Origin of the sequence: Mycolicibacterium lacusdiani, assembly GCF_021916785.1 — a bacterium.
In the GTDB taxonomy this organism is placed as follows: Bacteria; Actinomycetota; Actinomycetes; order Mycobacteriales; family Mycobacteriaceae; genus Mycobacterium; species Mycobacterium lacusdiani.
The window spans coordinates 210,682-236,454 of sequence record NZ_JAKCFC010000010.1; the positions used below are offsets into that span (position 1 = coordinate 210,682).

The following is a 25,773-nucleotide window of genomic DNA, read 5'->3' on the forward strand; positions in this document are numbered from 1 at the left end:
CGAACCCCGCATGCTCGTCGACGGCGATCTGCTGGCTGCGCAGTCTCATGCCGAGTTCGACAACGTCTCTCCCGCAACGGGTCTGGTCCTGGGTACCACGGCGGCTGCCGGTGCGGCCGACATGGACCGCGCGATCGGGGCGGCCCGGCGAGCGTTCGACTCAGGTGACTGGTCGACCAACCGTGCACTCCGCAAGCGCTGCCTCGAGCAGCTGCAAGCCGCGATCACCTCCGAACGGGAGCCGTTGCGCGAGGAACTGATCGCCGAGGTCGGCTGCCCCGACATGACGATCGCCACCGCACAGCTCGACTGGCCGCTCGCCGACGCGCTGCGCTACCCGGCGGGACTGATCGACGACTTCGAGTGGGAGCGAACGCTGGACGGCGGCGGTCTGTTCGGCAACCGCAACGTCCGGACCGTCGTCAAGGAGCCCGTGGGCGTGGTCGGCGCGATCACCCCGTCCAACTTCCCGATCGAGGTCATCCTCAACAAGCTGGGGCCCGCGCTGGCGACCGGCAACACCGTCGTCCTCAAGCCCGATCCGCACACCCCGTGGAACGCCACCCGGATCGGCAGGCTCGTCGCCGAGCACACCGACATTCCGCCGGGCGTGCTGAACGTCGTGCCCACCCCCGACAATGCCGTCGCTCAGGCGCTGGCCACCGACCCGCGCGTCGACATGATCTCGTTCACCGGCTCGACCGCGGTCGGCAAGGAACTCATCCGCCTTGGCGCGGACACCATGAAACGGACATTCCTGGAGCTGGGCGGCAAGTCGGCGCTGATCGTCACCGAGGACGTCGACCCGGCCAAGATCCTTCGGGCTGCGGTCGGGGTGTGCGTGCATGCCGGGCAGGCCTGCGCGCTGACCACCCGGTTGCTCGTCCACCGGGCACTGTTCGACGAGGCGGTGCACCAGGTCGTGGCCGCATTCGGGATGGTGCCCGTCGGCGACCCCGCCGCGCCGAACACGTTGGTCGGCCCCGTGATCAGCGCCAGGCAGAAGCAGCGCGTACTGGACGCGTGCGATGGCGCGAGCCGCGACGGTGCCGAGATCCTCATCGGCGGCGGGTCCTTCGACGACCTCCCCGCCGAACTGGCGGGCGGCTTCTACGTCCAGCCGACGGTGATCGTCGGCATCGACAACACCGCGGCCATCGCCAGGGAGGAGATCTTCGGGCCCGTCCTGGTGATCCTGCCGTTCGCCGACGACGAAGATGCCGTACGCATCGCCAACGACAGCGCGTTCGGGTTGGCGGGCGCGGTGCTGTCGGGAAGCACCGAGCGCGCGATGGCGATCGCGCGGCGCATCAGGACCGGATCGCTCGGCGTCAACGGCGGCATGTTCTACGGCGCCGACGCACCGTTCGGCGGATACAAGAGTTCCGGTATCGGACGCCAGTGCGGCATCGAGGGTTTCACCCAGTACCTGGAGACCAAGACCATCGGCTGCCGGATGCCGCGGCCCGCGTGACCGTCAGCGCGCGGTGAAGGTCACCGGTAGCGCCGTGGGGGAGCGGAACGGCTGGCCGTGGATGTGCGGGTCGCCGTCGGTGACCAGCCGGATGTCCGACAGCCGATCGAGCAGGCATTCCAGTGCGACGCGCGTCTCCATGCGAGCCAGGTGCAGCCCCATGCAGGTGTGCTCACCGGCAGCGAAGGATATGTGCGGCACGCGCTTGCGGAAGACGTCGAACGTCTCGGCGTCCTCCCAGCGCCTTTCATCGCGGTTGGCCGAGCCGATGCAGACGTCGATCACGGCGCCTCGGGGGATGGACACGCCGTCGAGTTCGGTGGCTTCGGTGGCCGAGCGCTGCACGGTGGTCAGCGGGGTCTCGAACCGCAACCCCTCCTCGATGGCCGGTGCGATCAGCTCGCGGTCCCGCGCGACGGCGTCGAGTTGTTCGGTGTGGGTGAGCAGCAGGTAGAGCAGATTTCCCGAGGACCGGTAAGTGGTCTCGAGCCCGGCAGGCAGCAGCAGTCGCAGGAACGAGTAGATGGCTTCGTCGCCGAGCTTCTCGCCGTCGATCTCGGCCGACACCAGGTCGCCGATGATGTCATCGGTGGGGGCCGACCGCCGCAGGTCGATCTGCGTCATGAAGTAGTCCTTCAGGGCGGCGGACGCCTCGAACGCCCGCTTGAACTTCACGTGGTAGCTGATCAATTCGACCGCGCGCGTGCGAAACCAGGGGAGGTCCTCCGACGGCAGGCCCAGCAGCTTCGAGATGACGCGGGTGGGGAACTCGAAGGTGAAGTCGCGCACCAGATCGGCCTCGCCTGCCGAGACGAACTCGTCGACCAGATCCTCGACTACCGGTCGCACGATCTCCGGCTCCCACCGGGCGAGTGACCGCGTCTTGAATGCAGCCGACACCAGGTTGCGGTGCTCGCGGTGGGCCTTGCCCTCCATCGCCAGGATCGTGGGCCCGATGAACAGGCCGATGGTGTCGTCGTAGATCTTCGAGTCGAACGTCCGGCCGTCGCGGAAGACACGGTTGACCGCGTCGAAGGAGACCGCGGCATACAGGTTCTCGGGCATGAAGTCCGCTGCCTTCGACCAGTCCATGACGCTGCCACGGAACACGCCGGATTCGCTGCGCCGCTTGGCGAACATGGGGTACGGATCTCGCAGTATTCCGGCGTCCCCCACGATGTCCTCCACGGCTCGACCGATCCAACCTGCAAGCAATACTGTAAACCATACGGTAAGTCCGCCGCCAAGGTGCGCCGGATGCTACCGTGAAGCCATGCTGGCGATCCTCGATCGACAACGGCAGGCGTTCCTCTCCGAGGGGCCGGCCACGCTGGAGACCCGGCACCACCGCATCGACCGGCTGCTGGCCATGGTTCTCGACAACACCGATGCATTCGTCGATGCGATGGCCGCCGACTACGGCACCCGCTCACGGGCGGCGTCGGTGTTCACCGAGGTGGTCGGAATGATCCCGGTGATCGAGCACACCCGGGCGCACGTCCGGACCTGGATGAAGCCGACGCGAATCATGCGTCCCGCCCGGCTGTTCGGCATCCGGGCGGAGGTCGAGGCCGCCCCGCTGGGCGTGGTCGGGATCATCGGTCCGTGGAACTTTCCGCTCAACCTCGTCGTGCTCCCCGCCGCGGCGGCATTCGCGGCGGGCAACCGGGTGATGATCAAGATGTCCGAGATCACGCCCGCCACCGCGGAGCTGATGCGCAGTACCGCGCCGTCGTACTTCGACACCGAGGAACTCGAGATCGTCACCGGCGGAACGGACGTCGCCCAGGAGTTCTCCCGGCTGCCCTTGGACCACCTGTTCTTCACCGGCTCGCCGTCGGTGGGTGCGCTGGTCGCGCGCGCCGCAACGGAGAACCTCGTCCCCGTCACCCTCGAACTCGGCGGCAAGAACCCCGTGGTGGTCGCCCCCGATGCCGACCTCGAGCGCGCGGCAACGCGAATCGCGCAGGCGCGCATGGTCAACGGTGGTCAGGTGTGCGTGTGCCCCGACTACGTCTTCGTGCCAGAGGACCGGGTGGACGCGTTCGTCGAGAGGGCGAGCGAGACGTGGCGCGCCACGTTCCCCCAGATCGTCGCCAACGCCGACTACTGCTCGTCGGTGAACGACGCCAACTTCCTGCGCGTCGTGGGTTTGATCGACGACGCGCGTGACCACGGTGCCCGCGTCGACGCGGTGGTACCGCCGGGTGAGACGCTGCCGGACCCCGGCACGCGAAAGATCGCACCGACCATCGTCCGTGACGTCGACGACCGCATGCGGATCGCCGAGGAGGAGGTGTTCGGGCCCGTGCTGACGGTGCTGGGATACCGGGCGTTGCGCGACGCGATCGACTACGTCAACGCCCGTCCCGCGCCGCTCGTCGCGTACTGGTACGGGCCGGACGGCGCCGACTTTCGCCGGTTCGTCGCGGGTACGCGCAGCGGCGGCGTGGCCCGCAACGACTTCGCCGCGCAGATGATCCCGTCGGCCGCCCCCTTCGGCGGCGTGGGACGCAGCGGCATGGGTGCCTACCACGGCAAGGCCGGGTTCGACGCGTTCAGCCACCAGCGCACGGTGGTCGGAACGGATCTACCGTTCAGCGTGACCGGTTCGGCTGCACCACCATTCACCCGGCCGATGAAGGCCTATGCAGACCTGACGCTGCGGCTGGCACGCCGTCGCACCCACAGGCGGTTACGACGCCACCGCGCGGTCACGGCTGGTGGGGCAGGAGTTTGATCATCAGCCCGTTGGCCTCGCTCAGGACCGTGCCGTCGAGGTCGGTCATCGTGGCGGTCAGGAACGCCTTGCGCCCGTCGAGGCGGTCGACGCGGCCACGGCTGATCAGGGGCTGATCGATCGGCGTGACTGCGCGATAGTCGACGTGCAGGTACGCCGTCCGGCTGATCGGCCTGCCCGCGGCGGAGACGATCATGCCGAAGTGCCAGTCGTAGAACAGGGGAATCACGCCGCCGTGTACGGCCATGTTGCCGCCGACGTGATAGCGGGTGAAGTGGCCCTCCATGGTGACGTTGCCGTCGGAGTCGGACGCCGTGAACGTCCACGGCGGCATCAGCGGATGGCCGAGGCCAGGCAGTTTCGTGGCCCGGCCTGCCGGGGCCTGCCCGTCGGGCACCACGTGCGGCTCGAGGTCGTCGCAGACCCGCTCGATGCGCTCGGCCACGGCCGACCAGGTGTCGCCGTCGGGATTGGTGGACACGGCGAGGTCCTGGAGTCGTCGCACCGCGGTGGCGAAGCGGTCGAGTTCCGGCGGCGCCTCGACGGGCGTGATCTCCGGGAAGCCGCGGGTCTCGCTCATCGGGGCAGCCAGGCGTCGACGAGTTCGTCGGTGGTGGTCACCGTCGCGAGCAGGGAGAGGCTGTAGTCGATCACCGCCGCACCGTACTCCGCCGGATGGCCTGCCACGGCGTCGCGCGGCAGCACCACCCGATAGCCGTGGTTGACGGCATCCATGACCAGGCTGGGTATGGCGATGTTGAGCGATACCCCAACGGCGACGATGGTCGTGACGCCCAGGTTGCGCAGCACGGCGTCGAGATCGGTACCGCCCATCGGGCCCACCCCGTGCCAGCGGGTGAGCACGAGATCGCTTGCCTCGGGCCCCAATTCAGGCAGCAGCGTGGCGCCAACGCTACCGGGTGTGAGTTCGACCCCTCGGGCCGCGGCACCGAAGAGGCGGGCGTTGTGATTGGACCCCAGCCCGTCGGGACGGCGTTGGACCAGGCAGTGCACGACGCGCGCGCCCGCGCGGCGCGCGACGGGAACGAGCCTGGTGATGTTGGGCAGGGCCTCGCGGCGCGCCTCGGCGGCCAGCACCGCCAGTCCGGCGTCGATGCCCATCACCGCGCCCTGGCATTCCTGGGTGACCAGTGCGGTGTGTTCGGGCGCCGCCAGTTCCGCCAACGTCGGCCTCACGCCGGCACTTCGTAGAACTGCTTGGCCCATTCGCGCATCGTCATGTAGGGCTTGGCGTCGATCTTCGCCAAGGCCGGGTGCTCGACGTACTTCTGGTACCGCCAGATGTCGCAGTCCTCCCACACGGTCTTGAGGAACTGCTTCTCGACCTTCGCGCGGACGTGATCCGGTGGTACGTCGGACGTCTCACCAGGAGCCTTCGGCCACCAGATGGAATAGAACATGTCAGACACCTCGTCGTCCACCGGCGTGCAGGCGAAGATCAAGCGGTGGTTCGACGACCCCTCGAACACGCTCATCGCGAAGCCGAGTCCGGAGAAGTGGCTGTGGATGCGCAAGGCCATCGCATCCGGGTCGTCGCTGCGCGCGTCGGGCCAGCCGGTCAGGAAACGCCACTGTTCGTCGACGTTCTCCCAGTGCAGACAGACCGGGGTCACCGACGCGCCGTGTACGTAGCGGAAATGCGAACTGTCCGGACCGTTCTCGGCGACGATCTGCGGGTGCACGGGGATGGCGTCGGCGCGGCTGGAGAACTCCGGATATGGCCGGTAGTACGCCGCCGGGTCGGTCTCGAACTGAGGGAACTCGTGGAAGAGGTCGGGCAACTCCCATCGCGGCGGGTCGCCTGCGGGGTGATGCCACGCGAAGATGCAGCCGTACTGCTCCCGCACGGGGTAGGAGCGCAACCGCAGGCCTCGGTTGGGGCGGTCGGGCTGATAGGGGACGAAGCGGTTGGCGCCGTCGGGTCCCCATCGCCAGCCGTGGAACGGGCACTCGACGCAATCGCCGACGACCTTGCCGCCGTGGCCGATGTGGGCGCCGAGGTGCTTGCAGTGCGCCTCGAGCAGGTGCAGTTCGCCGGACTCGTCGCGGTAGGCCGCCAGGTCCTCGCCGAAGTACCTCAGCGCCTTGACGTCGCCGACCTGGTACTCGGCAGACCAGCCGATCATGAACCAGCCGGTGACCTTCCAGGTGAACGGGACTTTCACTCGTGACCCCTTCCCGAGCCAGGACGCTAACGGAATACATTACAGTAGTGGTTTCGGCAGATGGTCGATCCGACGAGGGAACGAGTGGCCGATGAGACCCCAACGCGCACTGGTGATGGGAGCGAGTGGCTTTCTCGGCAGTCACGTCGTACGCCGCCTCGTCGAACGTGGCGACGACGTCCGCGTGTATCTGCGCGCGACGAGTTCGACCCGAGCGATCGACGACCTGAAGGTCGCCCGCTGCTACGGCGACCTCGGAAGTTCGTGTTCACCAGCACGATCGGCACCATCGCGATCGGGCGGGGAGCCGACTCGAGCGCCGTCGACGAGGACACGCCCTTCGGCTGGGGCCCCTACCGGTGCTCTACGCGGTCGGGTTCCTGGGCAGCCTCTTGGGTCGCCTGCTGCGCCGCGATACGCCGGTGACGCTGACGTCGGTGCGCCTCCTGCGGTTCACCTCGCCTCTGAACCACGACAAGGCGATCCGCGAACTCGGGTGGGAGCCACGACCGACCGCCGAGGCCGTCCGGCGCGCGGCGCGGTTCTTCACGTCCGTCGCCGACGCACGGGCCGGCCATAGTCGGCGATGATGCGCTGCCGCAGTGAGTTCAACGCCCGATCGAGCGGGTAGGGGTCGTCGAACAGGATCCACTGGTAGACCACTCCCAGCCCGGCGGTGCTGATGTCGGTCGTCGCTGCCTCGACGTCGATGCCGGTGCGGACCGATCCGTCGGCGAGCCCGGCGCGCAGACCCGCCTCCACCGTGGCCGCGCCGCCGGCGAGCCAGTGCTGCATGCGGGTCCTGACCGGCGACGTGGACTTGACCGCTTCGAAGGCCAGCACGAACACCGCCCGCGTGAACGCGGTGTCCTCGGCGTAGAGCTCGATGATCCGGTCGACATGGCGGAGCGCCGTGGTCAGGCCGTCGGCGCCGGCCACCGGTGTGGCGTCCAGCCGGGCCCCGTAGGTGTCGCGGAACAGCCTGTCCAGGATGGCCTCCTTGTTGCCGTACCTGGCGTGCACCATCGCCCGGCTGTAGCCGGCCCGCCGACCGATCTCGGCGGCCGTGGTTGCCTCCCATCCCTTCTCGACGATCAGACTCGCCGCAGCTTCCACCAGCTTGCGAGCCGACAGTTCGACGCGCTGGGTTTGGGTCAGCCCGCGGGCGGGGGAGGGCACCCTTGCATATTAGACGCTCGACAATTAACTTGAGCTCATCGTTGATCAATCAGTAATTCCGACCGGCATCGAGGGCGTCGATGCCGCGTGGCTCACCGACGCCCTCGGCGTCGAGGTCACCGGCGTCCGAAGCGACCGCATCGCACTCGACACGGGGTTCTCGTCGCTGCTGTACCGATTGCACCTGACCGGCGACCACGTCCCGGCGACCGTCATCGCCAAGTTGCCGGCGCAGTCCGAGGCGCGCGGTGCCATGGAACTACTGGGCGGGTATCGCCGGGAACTGGCGTTCTACCGCACCGTGGCTGGCCACGCCCCGATCGCGACACCGCACGTGCGCGCGGCCCGCATCGCCGACGGTGGCGCCGACTTCGTCCTGATCCTCGAGGACCTCTCGAACTGGGAGAACGCCGACCACCTCGCCGGACTCTCTCTTGCCCGGGCGCGAACCTGCATCGCCGCACTGGCCGGCCTGCACGCGTGGTCAAATACGTCGGCGGATCCGGCCGTGCTGCAAGCATTCCCGAGCCTGGACACCCCGATCGCGCGGGATCTGCTGCTGCCCGTGTTCGCACCCGGCTGGCAGATCTACCGCGAACACACGGACGCGACGGTGCCGGACGCGGTCGGCGCGTTCGCCGAGCGCTTCGCCGACCGGGCTGCGGCAGCGCTGCCGCAACTCACCGAGCGCGAGATGCTGCTCCACGGCGACATCCGCGCGGACAACCTGTTCTTCTCCGGCGACGCCATGAAGGTCGTCGACTTCCAGTTCGCAGCCCGCGGCTGCGGGGCATCGGACATCGCCTACCTGGTCACCCAGGGTCTGCCAAGCGCCGTGCGGGAGGGTCACGACGAAATCCTCGTCCGCGAGTACCTCGACCACCTGGCCGCAGCGGGTCTGCGGGACTACGGCTTCGACGATGCCTGGCGGCACTACCGCCTGGCCGCCGTCTACCTGATGCTGCTGCCGGTCATCACGCTCAACGGGTGGGATGGCTTGCCGGAACGGTCGAGACGACTGTGCCTGACGCTGACCGACCGGGCGGTCGCCGCGATCGACGCCATCGACGCGCTGGCGGCCTTCCCGTGACGCGGTCGGCGCGCGAGGTGGTCGAGCTGTACAACCTGGTCGTGTGGAACCAGCGGGACTTCGCACTGGCCGAGGAGTTGATGGGCGAGACGGTCACCCGCCACGACGTGGGGGAGGCGACCGTGCTGACCCACGAGCAGGCCGTGGCGCGAATAGTCGACCACTGGGCCATGTTCGAGACCATCCACTTCGAGCTGAACCTGGTCGTTGCCGGTGATGACGGCGAACACGTGGCGATCGTGTACCAGTCGCCGATGTCGTTGAAGGACGGTACCGAGACCACCGTCGGCAGCATGGAGATCTTCCGCGTGGTCGGCGGCAGGATCACCGAGGTCTGGAATTGTGGCTACAAACAAGGAGTGTGGGGATGACACAGCGCGTGTTGGACGAGCTGGGCTACTACCTACTCGCCGGTGCCGGTGGAGAGGGTCCGGCCACGCTGATGGACGAGGCCGGCCGCGGCGAGGAACTCGGCTTCGGCACCGGCTTCATCTCCGAGCGGTGGAACGTCAAGGAGGCGTCGTCGCTCACCGGTGCGGCGCTCGCCGTCACCGAGCGGATGCGGATCGCCACAGCCGCAACGAATCACAACACCCGGCATCCTTTGATCACTGGTTCGTGGGCGACGACCATGCACCGGCTGTCCGGCGGCCGGTTCACCCTGGGGCTCGGTAGGGGCATCGCCGCGATGTACGACGCGTTCGGCGTGCCCGCGGTCACCACTGCGCAGATGGAGGACTTCGCGCAGGTGATGCGCAAGCTGTGGCACGGGGAGCTGATCTTCGGCCACGACGGGCCGATCGGCAAGTACCAGGTGCTGTTCCTCGATCCCGACTTCGACGAGGACATCCGGCTGGCGATCGTCGCGTTCGGTCCACAGACGCTCGCCCTGGGCGGCCGTGAGTTCGACGACGTCATCCTGCACACCTACTTCACGCCGGAGACACTGCAGCGGGCGGTCAAGACGGTCAAGGACGCCGCCGAGCAGGCAGGGCGCGACCCGGCCAGCGTGCGGGTGTGGTCGTGCTTCGCGACGGTGGGCGACCACCTGCCCGAGGAACTGCGGCTGAAGAAGACCGTCGCCCGGCTGGCGACCTACCTACAGGGCTACGGCGATCTGCTGGTCAAGACCAACGGCTGGGATCCGGCAGTGCTGCAACGATTCCGGGACGACCCGGTGGTGCAGTCCATCCCCGGCGGCATCGACCACAAGGCCACCGCCGATCAGATCGAGCACGTCGCGACGCTGATTCCGCAGGAGTGGTTGGAGCCGTCGGCCACCGGCACGGCGAGCCAGTGCGTGGACCGGGTGCGCAAGGAGTTCGACTACGGCGCCGACGCGGTGATCATGCACGGCTCTACGCCGGACGAGCTGGCGCCGATCGTCGCCGCGTATCGGGAGTCCGTGGGCTAGCGCCCGCCATCGCGTCCGGCAGGGGTGCGGTCAGCATCGCCCCCAGCATCGCGATCAACTCCTCGGCCGTTGCGGCCGTGTCCGGCTCGTGCTGCGCCCGGTGTTCGCGTTCGGCCAGCAGGGCGAACATGGCCGTGGCGACCGCGCTGACGCGCCGGTGACGGCTCGCGTGGTCGGTGGTGGGAACCGCGCGTGCCAGTCCGTCCATGACGTCGGGCCACACGGAGTTCGGGGTCTGATCGGTGTCGGTGCGCAGGTAGTGGGCTGCCGCGTGCAGGAAGCGCGCGTAGTAGGCGCTGTCGACGTGGAGCAGCGGCAGCACCATGACCCGCAGCAGCACGTCGACGTCGGTCCGCTGATCCGCGTCGAGCCCCTGGAGCAGCAGACGGCGCTCGTACTCCATGGGCTCGAGTCTGCGCACCACGATCGCGTCGATGAGGTCCTGCCGGTTGCGGAAGTGGTAGTTCACCGCCGAGTTGTTGCGCTGCCCCGCGGCAAGGGCGATGTCGCGCAGCGGTACTCGGACGCCCTGCTCCGCGATGAGCCGCTCGGCGGCATCGAGGATGGCGTGTCTGGTCTGCTCGCCCCGGGCCATGCGGTAACCATACTTGAAGAATTAAGCGATTTCGCTTAGTGTCGGTGGTCGACGAAGGGGACGCCCATGACCGAGGCCGACGCAATTCGGGAGATCGACACCGGTTCGCCCATGGAGCGCTTCGCCAGGGGATGGCACTGCCTCGGACTCGCCGAGGACTTCGCCGACGGGAAGCCCCATGGAATCGAGGCGTTCGGCACCAAGCTGGTCGTGTTCAGCGACGCCGACGGTGCCCGCCACGTCCTCGACGCGTACTGCAGGCACATGGGTGGGGATCTGTCGCAGGGCACGGTCAAGGGCGACTCGCTGGCGTGCCCGTTCCACGACTGGCGCTGGCAGGGTTCGACGGGGCGCTGCTCGCTGGTGCCCTACGCCAAGCGCACACCGCGTCTCGCGCGTACGCGCCGGTGGCCCACCCGCGAGGTCAACGGCCAACTGATGGTCTGGCACGACCCCGAGGGCTCGGCGCCGCCGGACGAACTCTTCCCGCCCGAGATCGACGGGTACTCCGACGGAGCGTGGTCGCCGTGGTCGTGGAACCGCATCCTGATCGAGGGTTCGCACTGCCGCGAGATCGTCGACAACAACGTCGACATGGCGCACTTCTTCTACATCCATCACGCCTACCCGACGTACTTCAAGAACGTGATCGAAGGGCACACGGCGACGCAATTCATGGAGTCCAGGGCGCGGCCCGACGTGACGCCCAACTTCGAGAAGCTCTGGGAGGGCACGAAGTTGCGGTCCGAGGCGACCTACTTCGGTCCGGCCTACATGATCAACTGGCTGCACAACGACGTGGCGCCTGACTTCACCATCGAGGTGGCGCTGATCAACTGCCACTATCCGGTGACGCACGACTCGTTCGTCCTGCAGTGGGGTGTGGCGGTGCAGGCGATCCCGGGTCTGCCCGCGGACAAGGCCGCGAAGCTGGCGGGCTCGATGGCGAAGTCGTTCGGGGAAGGCTTCCTCCAGGACGTCGAGATCTGGAAGCACAAGGCGCGCATCGACAATCCGCTGCTCACCGAGGAGGACGGCGCGGTGTATCAGCACCGCCGGTGGTACGAGCAGTTCTACGTCGACGTCGCCGACGTCACCCCGGACATGACCGACAGGTTCGAACTCGAGGTGGACACCACGCACGCCAACGACTTCTGGCAGTCGGAGGTAGCCGAGAACATGGTTCAGAGCGTCCCGTCGAGCTGACCGAGACGGTCCGTCAGCCGCAGGTTCTCCGAGTAGTCCACCGGACAGGCGATGATCGACACGCCGTCGTCGGCCAGCGCCGTACGCAGCGTGGGCAGCAGGTCGTCGGCGGCCTCGATCCGGTAGCCCTTGGCCCCGAAGCTCTCTGCATACTTGACGACGTCGGGGTTGCCGAATCCGACGTAGTAGTGGTCGCCGAGTTCGAGGTCCATCTTCCACTCGATCAGGCCGTACCCGTTGTCCTCCCAGATCAGCACAACCAGCGGGATGCGTTCGCGCACCGCGGTTTCGATCTCCTGGGAGTTCATCAGGAACGCGCCGTCGCCCATCACGGCCAGCACCTTGGCGTCGGGCCGGGCCAGCTTCACCCCCAGCGCGCCGGGTAGCGAGAACGCCATCGTGGACAGGCCGTTGGAGATCAGGCAGGTGTTCGCCTCGTAGGTGGGGTACAGCCGCGCCATCCACATCTTGGCCGCGCCGGTGTCGACCAGTACCACGTCGCCATGCCCGAGCGCTGCGCGGGTGTCGGCGACGATGCGCTGCGGGGCCAACGGGAACCGGGCATCGGCCTGCCCGCGGGCGAACTCCTCGCTCAGCAGGTCGGCGCCGGGTGCGGCCGTGTCGGCACCCTCGAAGCGGTGCCCCGCCAAGGCCTCCCGCAGCGCGTCGAGTGACGCCCCGATGTCACCGACGATGCCGACGTCGACGGAGTAGTGGGCGTCGACCTCGGCGGGGAAGCGGTGCACGTGGATGATGCGCTTGTCGGCCTTGGGGTTGATCCGGACCGGGTCGAACTCCTGCAGTTCGTAGCCAACCGCGATTACCAGGTCCGCGTCGTCGAAGCCGAAGTTCACGTAATCGTGCCGCATGAAGCCGATGGTGCCCATGCCGTTCGGGTGGTCGTCGGGCATCACGCCCTTGCCGTGGAACGTGTTGGCCACCCGGATGCCGAGTTCCTCGGAGAGCCGCACCAGCGGCGCGGTGGCGTGCGCACGTGCCGCGCCATGGCCGGCGAGCACCACCGGACGCTTCGCCGACCGCAGCAGATCGGCGGCGCGGACCACCTGTGCCGGTGAGGGCGCCTCCGCCCGGACGACGTTGCGCGGCAGGGGAGCGATGTCGTAGCCGGACTCGTCGGCGTCGATGTTCTCCGGGATCGCCAGGTACACCGCGGCCGGGCGTTCGGTCTCGGCGAGCTTGAACGCCTTGCGGAACATCTCGGGGATCGCCAGCGGTGACGGGACGCCGTCGGACCACCGCGTGATCGGGGCGAACATGGCTACCAGGTCGACGTACTGGTGGGACTCCTTGTACTCCCGGTTTTGTCCGACCTGCGCCGAGATCGCCACCAGCGGAGTGCTGTTGGTGGTCGCGTCGGCGACGCCCAGCTGCATGTTGATCGCACCGGGGCCGAGTGTGGCCGATACGACCGCGGGCCTGCCGGTGACTCGGCCGTACATCTCGGCCATGAACGAGGCGCCCTGCTCGTGCCTGCACAGCACGTACCGGATTTGGTCGGACCGGGCGAGCGCCCGCACGAAGTGGATGTTCTCCTCGCCGGGTATGCCGAAGACCAGCGTCACGCCCTCGGCCTCGAGGCACTCGACCATCAATTCGGCAGGAGTCGGCATGCTGCCACGCTACGGCAGGATGACCGTCCGGCTCACGGGTTCGGCGGCGGCCTGCCTGGCGTGCAGACCGCGATGCAGGCCGGCGAGCAGCGCATCGCGCGTCTCGCGCGGGTCGATCAGCTCGTCGAACCCGAGGTGTTCCGCCGAGCGGTAGGACGCCTGCAACTCGGCGTCGCGCAGCTTGGCGCTCACGTCCTCCTCGGCGTGCGTGGCGCGGGTCAGTGCCGCTGCACTCATCGCGCCCATCGTCGCCCCGGGGTAGGCGTAGGTGGCGCCCTGGTTGTCGAAGCCGAGCAGCGACATGACCATCGACCCGAATCCGTATGCCTTGCGCAGGGTCACGTGCAACTTGAGCGTCGTCGCCGCGGTCTGCGCAGCGAACATGCGGGCCCCAGCGCGCAGCACGCCGCTGCGCTCGGATCGGCTGCCGGGCATCATGCCCGGGTTGTCGGCGAGGAACACGATCGGCAGGTGGAACGAGTCGGCGACCATGATGAAGTGCGCGGCCTTGTCGGCAGCGTCGGCGTCGATCGAGCCGGCCATCACCTGCGGCTGATTCGCGACCACGGCAACGGGATTGCCGCCCAGGTGACCGAGCGCGCAGATGATCGCCCTGCCGAACTTCGGCTGCACCTCGAACCAGTCCGGACGGTCGAGGATGACGTCGAGCACCTTGCGCATGTCGTAGACGCGTTTGTTGTCGCGCGAGACGATGTCGAGCAGCTCCGGGGTCGGGCGGGCTGCGGTGGTCGAGTCGTCGGGCAGTCGCGCCGGGTACGACCAGGCGCTGGGCGGGAAGTACGACAGGTACCGGCGGACGTCGTCGAGCACGGTTTCGTCGTCCTCGCCGAGATTGTGGATCACCCCGCTGGGCAGCGCGACGTCCGGTCCGCCGAGATCCTCCTTGGTGATCTCCTCGCCCGTCGACTCCTTGACCACCGGCGGCCCTGCCGTGAAGATCGCGCCCTGGCGGCTCATGATGCGGAAGTCGCACACCGGGGCGACCAGCGCGCCGTGCCCCGCCGAGGGGCCGAGCACCGCGGCCACGGTCGGTACCTTGCCCGAGCAGTTCGCCTGGGCCAGCAGGTCGGTCGGGGTGCGGCCGTAGTGGCCCCCGGTGGGCCGAAAGCCGGCCCCTTCCAACAACATCACCAGCGGCACACGATGACGCAGCGCGAGTTCGGCGATGCGGTACCGCTTGGAGTTGCCGCCGGGGCCGATGCTGCCCGCGAGCGTCGTGAAGTCCTCGGCGCCGACCATCACGGGGGTCCCATTCACCGCGCCCGAGCCGACGACGATCCCGTCGGCGGCGATGTCACCGCCGACCAGGGTGCCTAGTTCGCGAAACGATCCCGCGTCCAGCAGTCGGTCCAGGCGGGCACGGGCGTCGAGCTTGCCCTTGGCGTGGTGCTTGGCGACCCGCTCCGGCCCACCCATGGCCCTGGTGTGGTTACGCCGCCGCTCCAGGTCCGCCAGTGTCTCGTCCCAGTCGGAAGCCTTCGCCACGTCGTCCTCCTACCAAGACCGTTGACCATACTGAAGTGCTTACTGTAGCGTCTGCCGCATGCACTGCGGCGACGAGGGGCGAGCTGCCGCGCGGGCCGTTGACTGCTGACCTCGCTCCGCGACTACGCGTCGACCGGGGCGTACCGAGCGACCTATCCCGGGTCCCCGGCATCGCCCGCGACATCGAGCGCCTTGGCTACGACGGCTGCTGGACCGGCGAGATCGACCACGACCCCTTCCTCCCACTGTTGCTCGCCGCCGAACACACGTCGCGCCTCGAGATCGGCACCAGCATCGCGGTGGCCTTCGCGCGCAATCCCATGACGGTGGCCAACCTCGGCTGGGACCTACAGGCTTACTCCGCAGGCCGGCTGAATCTCGGTCTGGGTTCGCAGATTCAAGCCCACGTCGAGAAGCGGTTCAGCATGCCGTGGAGTCACCCGGTGCGCCGAATGCGGGAGTTCATCGAAGCGCTGCGGGCGATCTGGACGTGCTGGCAGGACGGAACGCGCCTGAGCTTTCGCGGCGACTTCTACACGCACACGCTGATGACGCCGATGTTCTCGCCCGAGCCGATGCCGCACGGTCAGCCGAACGTCTTCGTCGCCGCCGTCGGCGAGGCCATGACCGAGATGTGCGGCGAGGTCGCCGATGGTCTGCTCGCCCACGCCTTCACCACCAAGCGCTATACCGACGAGATCACCACGCCCGCACTGCTGCGCGGGCTGAGCCGCGCCGGCCGGGAGCGCCGTGACGTCCAGGTGTCGTGCCCGGTGTTCGTCGTCACCGGCGACACGGAGGAGGCCATGGCGGAGGCTGCCGTGCCCGTCCGCAAGCAGATTGCGTTCTACGGATCCACCCCGGCGTACCGCAAGGTGCTCGAACTGCACGGGTGGGGTGACGTCCACACCGAACTGCACCGGCTGTCGAAGCTGGGGCAGTGGGACGCGATGGGCGACCTGGTCGACGACGACGTTCTGCGCGCCTTCGCCGTCGTCGCTCCTCTGCGCGACGTCGCCGATGCGCTGCGGGTGCGCTGCGACGGCGCGATCGACCGCGTGCTGCCCGCGCTGCCCGCCACGCTGAGCGACGAGGCCGTCGAGTCGGTGCTGAATCAACTCCGGACCACCGATGAAGGGAGCCCACGGTGAGCACTCCAACCATGGACGACGCCGCCAAGGTACTGGCCGATCCGTTGGCCTACACCGACGAGGTGGGCCTGCACCGCGCGCTCACACACCTGCGCGCCACTGCGCCGGTGTCGTGGGTGGACGTGCCGAACTACGCGCCGTTCTGGGCGATCACCAAGCACGCCGACATCATGGAGATCGAGCGTGCCAACGACGTGTTCACCAACTCGCCGCGACCGGTGCTGGTCACCAGGGAGGGCGACGAGCAGCAAGCGGCCGTCGGCATCAAGACGCTCATCCACATGGACGACCCGCAGCACCGTGACGTGCGGGCGATCGGCGCCAACTGGTTCCGGCCAAAGGCCATGCGCGCGTTAAAGGATCGTGCCGATGAACTGGCCGAGCAGTTCGTCGACAGGATGGTGGCCGAGGGGCCCGAATGCGACTTCGTGCAGAAGGTCGCCGTCAACTATCCGCTCTACATGATCATGACGCTGCTGGGCGTGCCCGAGGACGACTTCGGGCTGATGCTCAAGCTGACCCAGGAACTATTCGGCAGCGACGACGACGAGTTCAAGCGCGGTGACATGGCCGAGCAGATGACGGCACTGCTCGAGATGTTCCAGTACTTCACCGAGCTGACCGCGGGCCGCCGGGCCAATCCGACCGAGGACCTGGCGTCGGCGATCGCCAACGCCACGATCGACGGCGAGCCGCTGTCGGACATCGAGACGGTGTCCTACTACGCGATCATCGCCGCGGCCGGTCACGACACCTCCAGCGCCAGCATCTCCGGCGGCATGCACGCCCTCGTCGAGCATCCCGAGCAGTTGGCACGCCTGCGCAACGACCCCGGCCTGATGCCGCTTGCGGTGGAAGAGATGGTGCGCTGGACGACCCCGGTGAAGGAGTTCATGCGAACTGCGCAGCGCGACTACGTCATTCGTGGTGTGAAGATCTCCGCAGGCGAGTCGGTGCTGCTGTCCTACGTCTCCGGCAACCGTGACGAGGAGGTGTTCAGCGACCCGTTCACCTTCGACGTCGGCCGAGATCCGAACCGGCACATCGCCTTCGGATACGGTGTGCACTTCTGTCTGGGCGCCGCGCTGGCCCGGCTGGAGATCAACAGCTTCTTCAGCGAGCTACTGCCGCGGTTGACGTCGGTCGAACTCGCAGGCCGGCCCGACTACCTGGCCACCACCTTCGTCGGCGGCCTCAAGCACCTGCCGATCCGATATTCGTTGCGCTAGCCCTACTTCTGCGACGCGGTCGCCTTCTCCAGGTTCGCCGTCCAGTCGCTGACGCTCGTCTTCTCGCCGGTTCGTGCGTGGCTCAGGGCGCGAACGGAGACGTCGTGGCCCTCGGCGGCCTTGCGCAGCGCGCCGACGGTGGCCTGGTCCTTGGGAACGTGGGCGAACGGCTCGAAGTGGTAGAGCTTCATCGCGTTCTCGTGGGTGATCTTGTCGATCTCGGCATCGGTGACGTCATAGGTGTCGAACACGGCCCACAGTTCTTCCGGGGCACCGGGCCACATGGAATCCGAGTGCGGGTAGTCCATCTCCCAGCAGATGTTGTCGATGCCGATCTCGTGGCGGTTCTTCACGCCGATCGGATCGGAGATGAAGCACGTCATGAAGTGCTCGCGGAACACCTCGCTGGGCTTCTTTCCGCCGAAGTCCTGTCCCGTCCAGGTCGAGTGCATCTCGTAGGTGCGGTCCACCCGGTCGAGGAAGTAGGGGATCCACCCCGTGCCGCCCTCGCTCAGCGCGATCTTGAGCGTCGGGTACTTCTTGATCGGCGCCGACCATAGCAAATCCGCCGCAGCCTGCACGATGTTCATGGGCTGCAACGTGATCATCACGTCCATCGGTGCGTCCGGGGCGGTGATGGCGAGCCGACCCGAGGATCCGATGTGCACGTTCATCACGGTCTCGGTGTCGACGAGGGCCTGCCACAAGGGAGCCCAGTATTCGTGGTCGTGGAACGACGGGTAGCCCAGTGCGGATGGGTTCTCGGTGAACGTCAGTGAGTGCACGCCCTTCTCGGCGACGCGGCGCACCTCTTGGGCTGCCAGCGCCGGGTCCCAGATCGCGGGGATGGCCATCGGGATGAAGCGCCCGGGATTGCTGGCGCACCATTCGTCGATGTGCCAGTCGTTGTAGGCCTGCACTAGTGCCAGCGAGAACTCCGAGTCCTCGGTGGCGAACAGTCGCGCGGCGAAGCCGGGGAACGACGGAAAGTTCATGGTGGCCAGGACGCCGCCGGCGTTCATGTCCTTGACGCGTTCGTCGGGGTCGTAGCAGCCCTTGCGGATCTCGTCGAGGCCCTGGGGTTCGAGGCCGTACTCCTCCTTGGGCCTGCCTGCTACCGCGTTCAGTGCGACGTTGGGGATGACGACGTCGCGGAACTGCCACGTGTCCGAGCCGTCGGCGTTGTGCACGAGCCGCGGTGCCTCGTCGGCGTACTTCTTGGGCAGGTGGTTGGCGAACATGTTCGGCGGCTCGATGATGTGATCGTCGACGCTGATCAAGATCATGTCGTTCTTGTCCATCGCGAACCTCCCGTTGAATGCCCTTACCGTAAATTCGACAGTACACGTCGGGGGCACGGGGAAACTCGGAGTGGGAACTCAGCAGCAGCGCGTCTGCGGATTCCGTTCCGTCGCATCGTGACGCATGCGCCAGTAGTCCCGCTCGGACATCACCGGGTCACCGGGATGGGTGCGCGAGCGGTGTTCGACGTAGCGGCGATAGTGGTTGTCGCCCATCAGTGACCCCCAGTACCAACCGATCTGGCGGGCGTATGCGGTGACTCGTCCCATTGCTTCTGCACCTCCTTCTCAGCCTTGGTGGCCAGCAGTCCGGACGGCGCGAAGATGCGCGACGGCACCGGCTCGTCCTCGGTCAGCGGCCTGCCGCGGCCCTGAATCGCCTTGAGCGCCATGACGACGCCTGCGGCGAACACGATGACCACCAGTACGGCGAACACGATCGACAGCGTGCCCTGGATGAACGTGTTGCGGATGACGGCGTCGAGCTGGCCGGCGTCCTTGGCCGCGCCGAACGCGGTCTTGCCCGCGTCCTTGGCGTCGCGGTACTGGAAGTGCTGCGTCCAGTAGCCGACCTTCGGATCGCCCGAGAAGATCTTCTGCCACGAGGCGGTCATGGTCACGACGAGGTCCCACGCCAGTGGAATGCCGGGGATCCATGCCCACTTCAGCAGGCCGCGCTTGATGATGACGACGGTGACGACCGTCAGCGCGATGGCGGCCAGCAGCTGGTTGGCGATGCCGAACAGGGGGAACAGGGTGTTGATGCCGCCGAGGGGGTCGGTGACGCCCATCAACAGGATGCTGCCCCACGCGGCGACCACGATGATGCTGCAGATCCAGGCTCCCACACGCCAACTCGGGTTCTGCAGCTTCTTGAACGGGCCGCCGAGGTTGCCGAGACCGTCGGAGAGCATGAAGCGCGCCACCCGGGTGCCCGCGTCGACCGTGGTGAGGATGAACAGCGCCTCGAACATGATCGCGAAGTGGTACCAGAACGCCTTGAGTGCCTGACCGCCGAACACCTGGTGCAGCACCTCGGACATGCCGAAGGCCAGCGTGGGTGCGCCGCCCGTGCGGGAGACGATGGACTCCTCGCCGACGCTTTCGGCGGCCGCGTCGATCTCGGCTCCGGTGATCGGTGGGCCGGAGAGGCCAAGGCCGTTGACGTAGTCGGCAGCGGTCTGCCCGGTGGTTCCGGTGGAGGCGGCGGGCGCGTTCATCGTGAAGTACAGGTGCTGGTTGAGGATGGCCGCGGTGATGAGCGCCATGATTGCGACGAACGACTCGGTCAGCATGCCGCCGTAGCCGATCAGCCGCATCTGGCTTTCCTTCTCGAGCAGCTTCGGCGTGGTGCCCGAGGAGATCAGCGAATGGAAACCGGACAGCGCACCGCACGCGATCGTGATGAACAGGAACGGGAACAGCGAACCGGCGAAGACCGGGCCGGTGCCGCTGGCGGCGAACGACGAGACCGCGGGCGCCTCCATGATCGGGCGGGCCAGCAGGATGCCGATGGCCAGCAGCACGATCGTGCCGACCTTCATGAAGGTGGACAGGTAGTCGCGGGGGGCGAGCAGCAACCACACCGGGAGTACCGAGGCAGCGAGGCCGTAGGCGATGATGCACCAGGACAGGGCGACCTTCGACAGGGTGAACCAGTCGGTACCCCAAGCCGTTTCGGCGACCCAGCCGCCAGAGAGGACGGCGAGCAGCAGCAGCACGACGCCAATCAGGGAGACCTCGGAGACCCGACCGGGTCGCAGGTACCGCAGGTAGAGACCCATGAAGATCGCGATGGGAATCGTCATCGCGATGGAGAAGACGCCCCACGGGCTCTCGGAGAGGGCGTTGACGACGACGAGCGCCAGCACTGCCAGCAGGATCACCATGATGACCAGCACGCCGACGATCGCGGCGACACCGCCGATGGTGCCGAGCTCGTCGCGGGCCATCTGGCCCAGCGAGCGGCCGCGGCGGCGCACCGAGATCGAGAGGACCAGGTAGTCCTGCACGCAGCCGGCAACCAACGCGCCGATGATGATCCAGATGGTGCCGGGCAGGTAGCCCATCTGCATGGCGAGCACCGGGCCCACCAGCGGGCCTGCGCCGGCGATGGCCGCGAAGTGGTGGCCGAACAGCACGCGCCGGTCGGTGGGCATGTAGTCGGTGCCGTTCTCGAAGATCTCGGCAGGGGTGGCGACGTCGTCGCGGGGTTTGACGATCTTCATCTCGATCAACCGGGCGTAGAACCGGAAGCCGATGACGTACGTGCAGAACGCGGCGATGACGAACCAGACCGCGTTGACCGTCTCCCCGCGGAAGAAGGCGATCACGGCCCACGCGACCGCGCCGATGATGGCGATGACGCCGAAGACGATCTTGTGCTTCAGGGTGATCGGTGAGCGGTCGATGATCGCGACCGGGGGCAGGTCGGCGCTATTGCGGACGTACGTGACGTCGCCGACGGTCTCCTCGGTGCGTTCCGACGTGGTGGCCCGGGGTGTGGGTGGTGATGCAGCCATAGGGCGATCCTGTCATCGTGGCTCAGGCGATTGGCGAGAACGCCCCGTTTGGTGCGTCGTTCAGGGGCGGTCGTACAGTGCCCGCACGGTGTCCACGGTGTCGGCCTCGTCGGGACGCTTGTCGTCGCGGTAACGGACCACCCGTGCGAAGCGCAGCGCCATGCCCGCGGGGTAGCGAGTGGATCCCTGCACGCCGTCGAGGGCGATCTCGACGACCTGTTCGGGTCGCACGGGGACGACGTAGGAGTCGGTCGGCCCGGTGGCGAGTTCGGTGAAGCGTGCGGTCTGCCAGTCGAGCATCTCGTCGGTCATGCCCTTGAACGTCTTGCCGAGCATGACGTAGCCGCCGGTGTCGGGGTCGCGGGCGCCGAGATGGATGTTCGAGAGCTTGCCGGTGCGGCGGCCCGAGCCCCATTCGACGGCGAGCACCACGAGGTCGAGCGTGTGGACGGGCTTGACCTTCAGCCAGCCGGCGCCGCGGCGGCCCGCCTCGTACGGCGACGACGGTGACTTGGCCATCACGCCCTCGTGCCCGGCATCGAGTGTGGCCTGCAGGAACGCGTCGGCCGCGTCGGCGTCGTCGGTGGACAGTCGGTCGACCCTCTGCGTCGCCGGGACGATGGAGTCGAGGGCTGCCAACCGGTCGGTGGTGGAGGCGTCGAGCAGGTCGACCCCGTCGAGGTGCAGCAGGTCGAAGAAGAAGACCGATAGCGGTTGGGCGACGGCGTCCCTGGTGCCGCGCGAGCCGAACCGCGACGCCGTCACCTGGAAGCGGTCGGGCCGGCCGTCGGGCCGCAGCGCGATGGCCTCGCCGTCGGCGATCAGCGCGTGCACGGGCAGGGCGAGCGTGGCCTGGACGACCTCGGGCAGGCGGTCGGTGACGTCGTCGAGGCTGCGGGTGTAGATGGACACGTCGTCGCCGTCGCGGTGGATCTGGACGCGGGCGCCGTCGAGTTTCGCCTCGAATATGGCGGTGCCGCCAAGCTTCTCGAGCGCGTGCGCGACGCCGGTGGACGTCTGCGCGAGCATCGGTCCGACGGGCGTGCCGACGTGCAGGGTGAACCGGTCGAGCGCCTCGGCGCCCTCGGTCAGCACGGCGGCTGCCACGGTGGCGAGGTCGCCGCTGAGCATCGCCGCCCGGCGGACGCCAGTAGCGGGTTGGCCTGCGGCCTTGGCGACGGCGTCGGCCATGACGCCCACCAGCGCGCCCTGGCGTAGTTCGCCGCCGAGCAGTCGGCGCAGGAACGTCTGCTCGACGTCGGTGGCCGAACCGAACACTCCGGCTAGCAGCTCGGCGCGGCGGGCCTGCGAGCCCTTGCCTGCGACGGCCTTGATCTCGCTGAAGGTGGCGTGCACGCCGGTGACGGTCAGCGTGGGTTCGGCGGCAGGCGCGGGCAGCGAGCGCAACGCGGCCCACCCGACGCCGATCTGCCGTTGGGGTAGGTCGCCCGAGAGCCAGGTGACGATGATGGCGGCGGTGTCGGCAGTGTCGGCAGTGTCGGCGGGGTCGGTTGGGTCGGCAGGGTCGGCGTCGGTCGTCGCAGCCGTCAGCAGCTCGGCGATCCTGGCGATCTTCGCCGAGCGTGACGACACCGCGCCGACGTCGACCGACGCTGCGGCGACGTCATGAAGCAACACGCCTCCAGACTGGCACGACGGTGTGACATCGCGGGAGCGGGTCGGGTGTCCAAGGTGGGTGTGGGTGGGCGCCTAGCCCGCGGCGAGTACCGCGGTCAGGACGTCGGCTTCGGACCGCACCGCCGCGGCACGATCCCCGGCGCCGTTGTCCGCCAACTGCTCGGCGGCCCTCAGACGTTCGTCGATTTCTCCTCGAAGCAGCGCACGGATCTCGGAGTCGGTCAGCTGCCGCCGGGCGACCTCCGTAGACGCGAGACCGGACGTTGCCCCGGCGATCGCGCCATCGGGTGTCACGACGGGTGTCGTTTCGGCTGGGGTGTCGGCGTCTGGGGTCTCGGCGTTGTCGATCGCACTCAGCGCGCTGCGCAGGGCGGAGACCCTCGTCTGGTCGCGGTCCTTGCGCGCGGTGAGCAGTTGGGCGCGCAGCGTCTCGCGCCACGTCGTCGCTGGCTCGGTCATCCGGTCATAGTGCTACCTCGCTCTCATTCGTGTCATGTCATTTGTCGGTGGTCGCTGGCATCCTGTCGCTCCAACGACCTGGGGGGATCGATGACCACACCGAAGCAACGCAGACGGCAGCAACCGTGCGGCAGACACCGGCGGCCACTGCCGCGGACATTCCACTTGATCGATCTCGAGAATCTCTGTCCGCGGGGGCATGTCACGCCGCGGGCGGTTCGCCGGATTTGGGATCTCTACGAGGACCGGGTGGGCGTCTACAACGACGACGGTGTCGTGGTGGCTGTCGACGGATCGCGGGCGTTCGCCGCCTCGGAGTCGTTGCCGCCGGGAATTCGTCTGCTCACCGGTCGAGGCCGCGACGGTGCCGACCGGGCCCTGCTGGGCGTGGCTGACATCGCCTGGGCGAAGCGGTGTTACGAGCGTGTCATAGTGGCATCGGGTGATCACGTCTTCGCACCATCCGTGCGGGAGTGGCAGGCCGCTGGCGTCACGGTCGAACTCGTCGCCGGCTGCGGCACGGTGGCGCGCGTTCTCACTGACACGGGCGTTCCGATCCACCGGCTGATGGCCAACTGACCCAGACGGGTGGGGGCTCGACACCCGCGGCTTCGAGCGCCGCCTCATCTTCGTTGAGGCGGCGGTCCTCGGTGATGCGTTGCGCTCGGTCTTGGGCGCGGGTGCGTTGGCGTCGGGGCATTGTGAGGCCCGGGTTATGTTGACCCGCTTTGGTTCTCGCCTCGTCGCTAACCGTGACTGGTGCGGTGGGCATGCAGAGGCTGGGGAACAGCAGCTTGCTGCCCGGCTCGGTGATGTACGTCCGGCCACGCGGCGAGGTCCAGATGATGGTCCCGTCTGGGAGTTGTCGGTCCCGCCATCCGTTGGGGCCGCCCCAGAACGTTTTCAGCAAGTGATGTCGACGGCATAGGCACTTCAAGTTCGAGGCGCACGTTGGACCGATCGGCGAGGCGATGGTGTGGTCGATGTCGGTTTCAGCGGCTGGTTGCGAGCAGCCGGGGAAGCGGCAGGTCAGGTCTCGGCAGCGCACGAACTCGGCCAGGCTGCGCGATGGGGTGTAGCGGGGCTCGGGTGGAGCGTCGCCTGGGTGGATCACCTTGCGGATCTTCGCGGTGAGCGCGAAGCGGCGGGCGAGGGCGCCCGATAGGAACGGGCCGCCGAGAATCGCGCCGGGGCGCGTGGCGGGGGCTTGGCTATCGGTGGGGGCGCCTGCCTCATTCAACCGGTGTCCGTCGTTCGGAGGGTGGCCGGCGGCGTCGTGGTGATCTGGTTCAGCGTCGGCCTCTTCATCCGAAGGCTCGGCCTCGAACGCGCCCTCGGCGCCCTCTTCGGGACCGTCGCTCTCCGAGTCATCGGCACTGCCCCGTCGGATGTCAGTATTGGCGACTTCGGCCTTGATGTCCTGAGCGGCGTTAGTATTGCCGCTCAGTTCATCCCACGTCGTGATCTCCGACAGCGGCTTGTCGTACAGCGGCTCCGGTTCACCGTCGAGCGCGGCGTCCTGCTGCTTGGCGGCATCGGAGGCGTCGTTGAGGGTGTCCTCGTTCACCACCACGTAGACCACCCGATCACCCGCCGGGGCGGTGGTGGGGCCGGGGCAGTCGTCGCTGCCGCATAGGCACGGCAGGTAGTCCAGACCCCGCAGGACCGAGTGGAACGAATCGGCGCGACGCTGCTCGACGGTCCGCGGATCGCCCGGGCACACGGTTCTCGCCAGGACGTTCAGGCGCTTCTCGACGGCCTTGCCGTCGGTGGCGAACATCGTGCAGAACATCGTGGCCATGCCCGAACCGTCATAGTCGAACTGGACGTTGCGACCCTTGGCCGTCAGCTTCGTGCGGTAGACCCCGTGTGGGTCGTGTCCGGCGACGATCGCGTCGATGGCGTTGTTGAGTTTCTCTTCGGACATTGGCGCCCAGTCCCGAAGGACCTTTGCGAACGCCTTGTCGACCGCCAGCTGCGCGTCCCGGTCCCGCACCAGGGCTGTCCGTGCGGTGATAGCCGACACCACGCGGTAGGACACCAGCCCGTCGGCGAACAGTGCCGCCACGTGAGGCAGCCGGTCGCGCAGCGCGGTCGCGATCAATAGCTGATGCGCCGCTGCGCCCTGGGTGATGTTCTGTTCGGCACCGATCTCCGCGGCCACGGCACCCCAGTTGTCCAGGTACCACTGCTCCCGGTCGGACGACCCGTCCGCGGCGTAGGCCTGATCCAAGAGAACAACCATCGCCGCAAGCCGGCGGGCAGTGGCTGCAGCCTCCACGCGCGCCCACTCAGCCACCGTGCCGGTGGCTCGAAGGACCGTCGCTGTCTTGAGTCAAGGAGTTGGCAGGATTTCCAGGTTAATGGGGTTCAGGTAGGCCTGTTGTGGGGTGCGGTCCTGGATGGCTTGGTGTGGTCGGATGGTGTTGTAGATGACGCGAAAGCGGTGGGC

At 67.9% G+C, this 25,773-nt stretch carries 23 protein-coding genes and 1 pseudogene; 10 read left to right on the plus strand and 14 right to left on the minus strand.

Translation table 11 applies throughout. The features are described from left to right. The first annotated feature begins 10 nt into the window (after positions 1-10). Positions 11-1,474, plus strand: a complete 1,464-nt coding sequence (locus LOK44_RS25005) for an aldehyde dehydrogenase family protein (RefSeq protein WP_237572814.1) — start codon at positions 11-13, stop codon at positions 1,472-1,474. A gap of 3 nt (positions 1,475-1,477) precedes the next feature. Here the strand turns inward: LOK44_RS25005 and LOK44_RS25010 are convergent, their stop codons facing one another. Continuing rightward, positions 1,478-2,614, minus strand: coding sequence for a cytochrome P450 (locus tag LOK44_RS25010; RefSeq protein ID WP_237572815.1), 1,137 nt, complete (start codon positions 2,612-2,614; stop codon positions 1,478-1,480). 133 nt (positions 2,615-2,747) lie between these two features. On the opposite strand from LOK44_RS25010, the gene LOK44_RS25015 reads away from it, so the two are divergent. Continuing rightward, positions 2,748-4,214, plus strand: a complete 1,467-nt coding sequence (locus LOK44_RS25015; RefSeq protein ID WP_237572779.1) for an aldehyde dehydrogenase family protein — start codon at positions 2,748-2,750, stop codon at positions 4,212-4,214. On the opposite strand, the gene LOK44_RS25020 is transcribed toward LOK44_RS25015, so the two are convergent. From LOK44_RS25020 to LOK44_RS25030, 3 genes are read right to left on the minus strand one after another with little or no spacing between them, the layout of a single operon-like run. Next, positions 4,189-4,794, minus strand: a complete 606-nt coding sequence (locus tag LOK44_RS25020; protein ID WP_237572780.1) for a PaaI family thioesterase — start codon at positions 4,792-4,794, stop codon at positions 4,189-4,191. The genes LOK44_RS25015 and LOK44_RS25020 overlap by 26 nt on opposite strands. Further along, positions 4,791-5,411 carry a cysteine hydrolase family protein gene (locus LOK44_RS25025; protein WP_237572781.1) on the minus strand — a complete coding sequence of 207 codons (621 nt, stop codon included), beginning with the start codon at positions 5,409-5,411 and terminating at the stop codon, positions 4,791-4,793. Before LOK44_RS25025 ends, LOK44_RS25020 begins: the two co-directional genes overlap by 4 nt. After that, positions 5,408-6,400, minus strand: a complete 993-nt coding sequence (locus LOK44_RS25030) for an aromatic ring-hydroxylating oxygenase subunit alpha (RefSeq protein WP_237572782.1) — start codon at positions 6,398-6,400, stop codon at positions 5,408-5,410. Before LOK44_RS25030 ends, LOK44_RS25025 begins: the two co-directional genes overlap by 4 nt. Before the next feature lie 91 nt (positions 6,401-6,491). On the opposite strand from LOK44_RS25030, the pseudogene LOK44_RS30185 reads away from it, so the two are divergent. Then, positions 6,492-6,656 (plus strand): annotated as a pseudogene (locus LOK44_RS30185) (NAD-dependent epimerase/dehydratase family protein); the annotation flags it as partial. Between the two features lie 290 nt (positions 6,657-6,946). Here LOK44_RS30185 and LOK44_RS25040 read toward each other — a convergent pair. Continuing rightward, positions 6,947-7,579, minus strand: coding sequence for a TetR/AcrR family transcriptional regulator (locus LOK44_RS25040; protein WP_237572783.1), 633 nt, complete (start codon positions 7,577-7,579; stop codon positions 6,947-6,949). Positions 7,580-7,616: 37 nt separating this feature from the next. Here LOK44_RS25040 and LOK44_RS25045 point away from each other — a divergent pair, with 37 nt between their 5' ends. Genes LOK44_RS25045 through LOK44_RS25055 form a run of 3 tightly spaced genes read left to right on the plus strand, consistent with a single transcriptional unit; the run spans position 7,617 to position 10,083 of the window. Then, a complete protein-coding gene (locus LOK44_RS25045; RefSeq protein WP_237572816.1) occupies positions 7,617-8,669 on the plus strand; it encodes a phosphotransferase in 1,053 nt (350 codons plus the stop codon). Continuing rightward, positions 8,666-9,040, plus strand: coding sequence for a nuclear transport factor 2 family protein (locus LOK44_RS25050; RefSeq protein ID WP_237572784.1), 375 nt, complete (start codon positions 8,666-8,668; stop codon positions 9,038-9,040). The genes LOK44_RS25045 and LOK44_RS25050 overlap by 4 nt, the downstream gene beginning before the upstream one ends. Then, entirely contained in the window at positions 9,037-10,083 is a 1,047-nt protein-coding gene (locus tag LOK44_RS25055) for a TIGR03857 family LLM class F420-dependent oxidoreductase (protein ID WP_237572785.1), read from the plus strand. Before LOK44_RS25050 ends, LOK44_RS25055 begins: the two co-directional genes overlap by 4 nt. On the opposite strand, the gene LOK44_RS25060 is transcribed toward LOK44_RS25055, so the two are convergent. Then, the gene (locus tag LOK44_RS25060; RefSeq protein ID WP_237572786.1) at positions 10,028-10,678 is read right to left on the minus strand and encodes a TetR family transcriptional regulator; all 651 of its coding nucleotides are present in this window, start codon (positions 10,676-10,678) and stop codon (positions 10,028-10,030) included. The genes LOK44_RS25055 and LOK44_RS25060 overlap by 56 nt on opposite strands. Before the next feature lie 66 nt (positions 10,679-10,744). Between LOK44_RS25060 and LOK44_RS25065 the strand changes: the two genes are divergently transcribed. Then, positions 10,745-11,884, plus strand: a complete 1,140-nt coding sequence (locus LOK44_RS25065) for a 3-ketosteroid-9-alpha-monooxygenase, oxygenase component (protein WP_237572787.1) — start codon at positions 10,745-10,747, stop codon at positions 11,882-11,884. Here the strand turns inward: LOK44_RS25065 and LOK44_RS25070 are convergent. Together LOK44_RS25070 and LOK44_RS25075 are read right to left on the minus strand one after the other, a co-directional pair. Next, complete coding sequence (locus LOK44_RS25070; RefSeq protein ID WP_237572788.1) at positions 11,863-13,515, minus strand: acetolactate synthase large subunit; 1,653 nt, start codon at positions 13,513-13,515, stop codon at positions 11,863-11,865. The two genes, LOK44_RS25065 and LOK44_RS25070, sit on opposite strands and share 22 nt — an antisense overlap. 9 nt (positions 13,516-13,524) lie before the next feature. After that, on the minus strand, positions 13,525-15,021 hold the full coding sequence (locus LOK44_RS25075) for an acyl-CoA carboxylase subunit beta (RefSeq protein ID WP_237572789.1): 1,497 nt from the start codon (positions 15,019-15,021) through the stop codon (positions 13,525-13,527). Positions 15,022-15,119: 98 nt separating this feature from the next. Here LOK44_RS25075 and LOK44_RS25080 point away from each other — a divergent pair, with 98 nt between their 5' ends. Both LOK44_RS25080 and LOK44_RS25085 read left to right on the plus strand, forming a co-directional pair. Next, on the plus strand, positions 15,120-16,172 hold the full coding sequence (locus LOK44_RS25080; RefSeq protein WP_237572790.1) for an LLM class F420-dependent oxidoreductase: 1,053 nt from the start codon (positions 15,120-15,122) through the stop codon (positions 16,170-16,172). Continuing rightward, positions 16,169-17,401, plus strand: coding sequence for a cytochrome P450 (locus LOK44_RS25085; protein WP_237572791.1), 1,233 nt, complete (start codon positions 16,169-16,171; stop codon positions 17,399-17,401). The genes LOK44_RS25080 and LOK44_RS25085 overlap by 4 nt, the downstream gene beginning before the upstream one ends. Positions 17,402-17,403: 2 nt before the next feature. Here the strand turns inward: LOK44_RS25085 and LOK44_RS25090 are convergent, their stop codons facing one another. The 5 genes from LOK44_RS25090 to LOK44_RS25110 form a co-directional block, all read right to left on the minus strand. Then, positions 17,404-18,702, minus strand: coding sequence for an amidohydrolase family protein (locus LOK44_RS25090; RefSeq protein WP_237572792.1), 1,299 nt, complete (start codon positions 18,700-18,702; stop codon positions 17,404-17,406). 78 nt (positions 18,703-18,780) lie between these two features. Then, positions 18,781-18,918, minus strand: a complete 138-nt coding sequence (locus LOK44_RS25095) for a CstA-like transporter-associated (seleno)protein (protein WP_372481314.1) — start codon at positions 18,916-18,918, stop codon at positions 18,781-18,783. After that, positions 18,918-21,224 (minus strand): carbon starvation CstA family protein, encoded by a 2,307-nt coding sequence (locus tag LOK44_RS25100; RefSeq protein ID WP_237572794.1) that lies wholly within the window; start codon positions 21,222-21,224, stop codon positions 18,918-18,920. Before LOK44_RS25100 ends, LOK44_RS25095 begins: the two co-directional genes overlap by 1 nt. Before the next feature lie 60 nt (positions 21,225-21,284). Further along, entirely contained in the window at positions 21,285-22,862 is a 1,578-nt protein-coding gene (locus tag LOK44_RS25105; RefSeq protein ID WP_237572795.1) for an ATP-dependent DNA ligase, read from the minus strand. 72 nt (positions 22,863-22,934) lie between these two features. Next, positions 22,935-23,321, minus strand: coding sequence for a GatB/YqeY domain-containing protein (locus LOK44_RS25110; protein WP_237572796.1), 387 nt, complete (start codon positions 23,319-23,321; stop codon positions 22,935-22,937). A 249-nt stretch (positions 23,322-23,570) separates the two neighbouring features. Here LOK44_RS25110 and LOK44_RS25115 point away from each other — a divergent pair, with 249 nt between their 5' ends. Further along, positions 23,571-23,900 carry a hypothetical protein gene (locus LOK44_RS25115; RefSeq protein WP_237572797.1) on the plus strand — a complete coding sequence of 110 codons (330 nt, stop codon included), beginning with the start codon at positions 23,571-23,573 and terminating at the stop codon, positions 23,898-23,900. On the opposite strand, the gene LOK44_RS25120 is transcribed toward LOK44_RS25115, so the two are convergent. After that, positions 23,857-25,620 (minus strand): DUF222 domain-containing protein, encoded by a 1,764-nt coding sequence (locus LOK44_RS25120; protein WP_308192790.1) that lies wholly within the window; start codon positions 25,618-25,620, stop codon positions 23,857-23,859. The two genes, LOK44_RS25115 and LOK44_RS25120, sit on opposite strands and share 44 nt — an antisense overlap. Positions 25,621-25,773 lie beyond the last annotated feature (153 nt).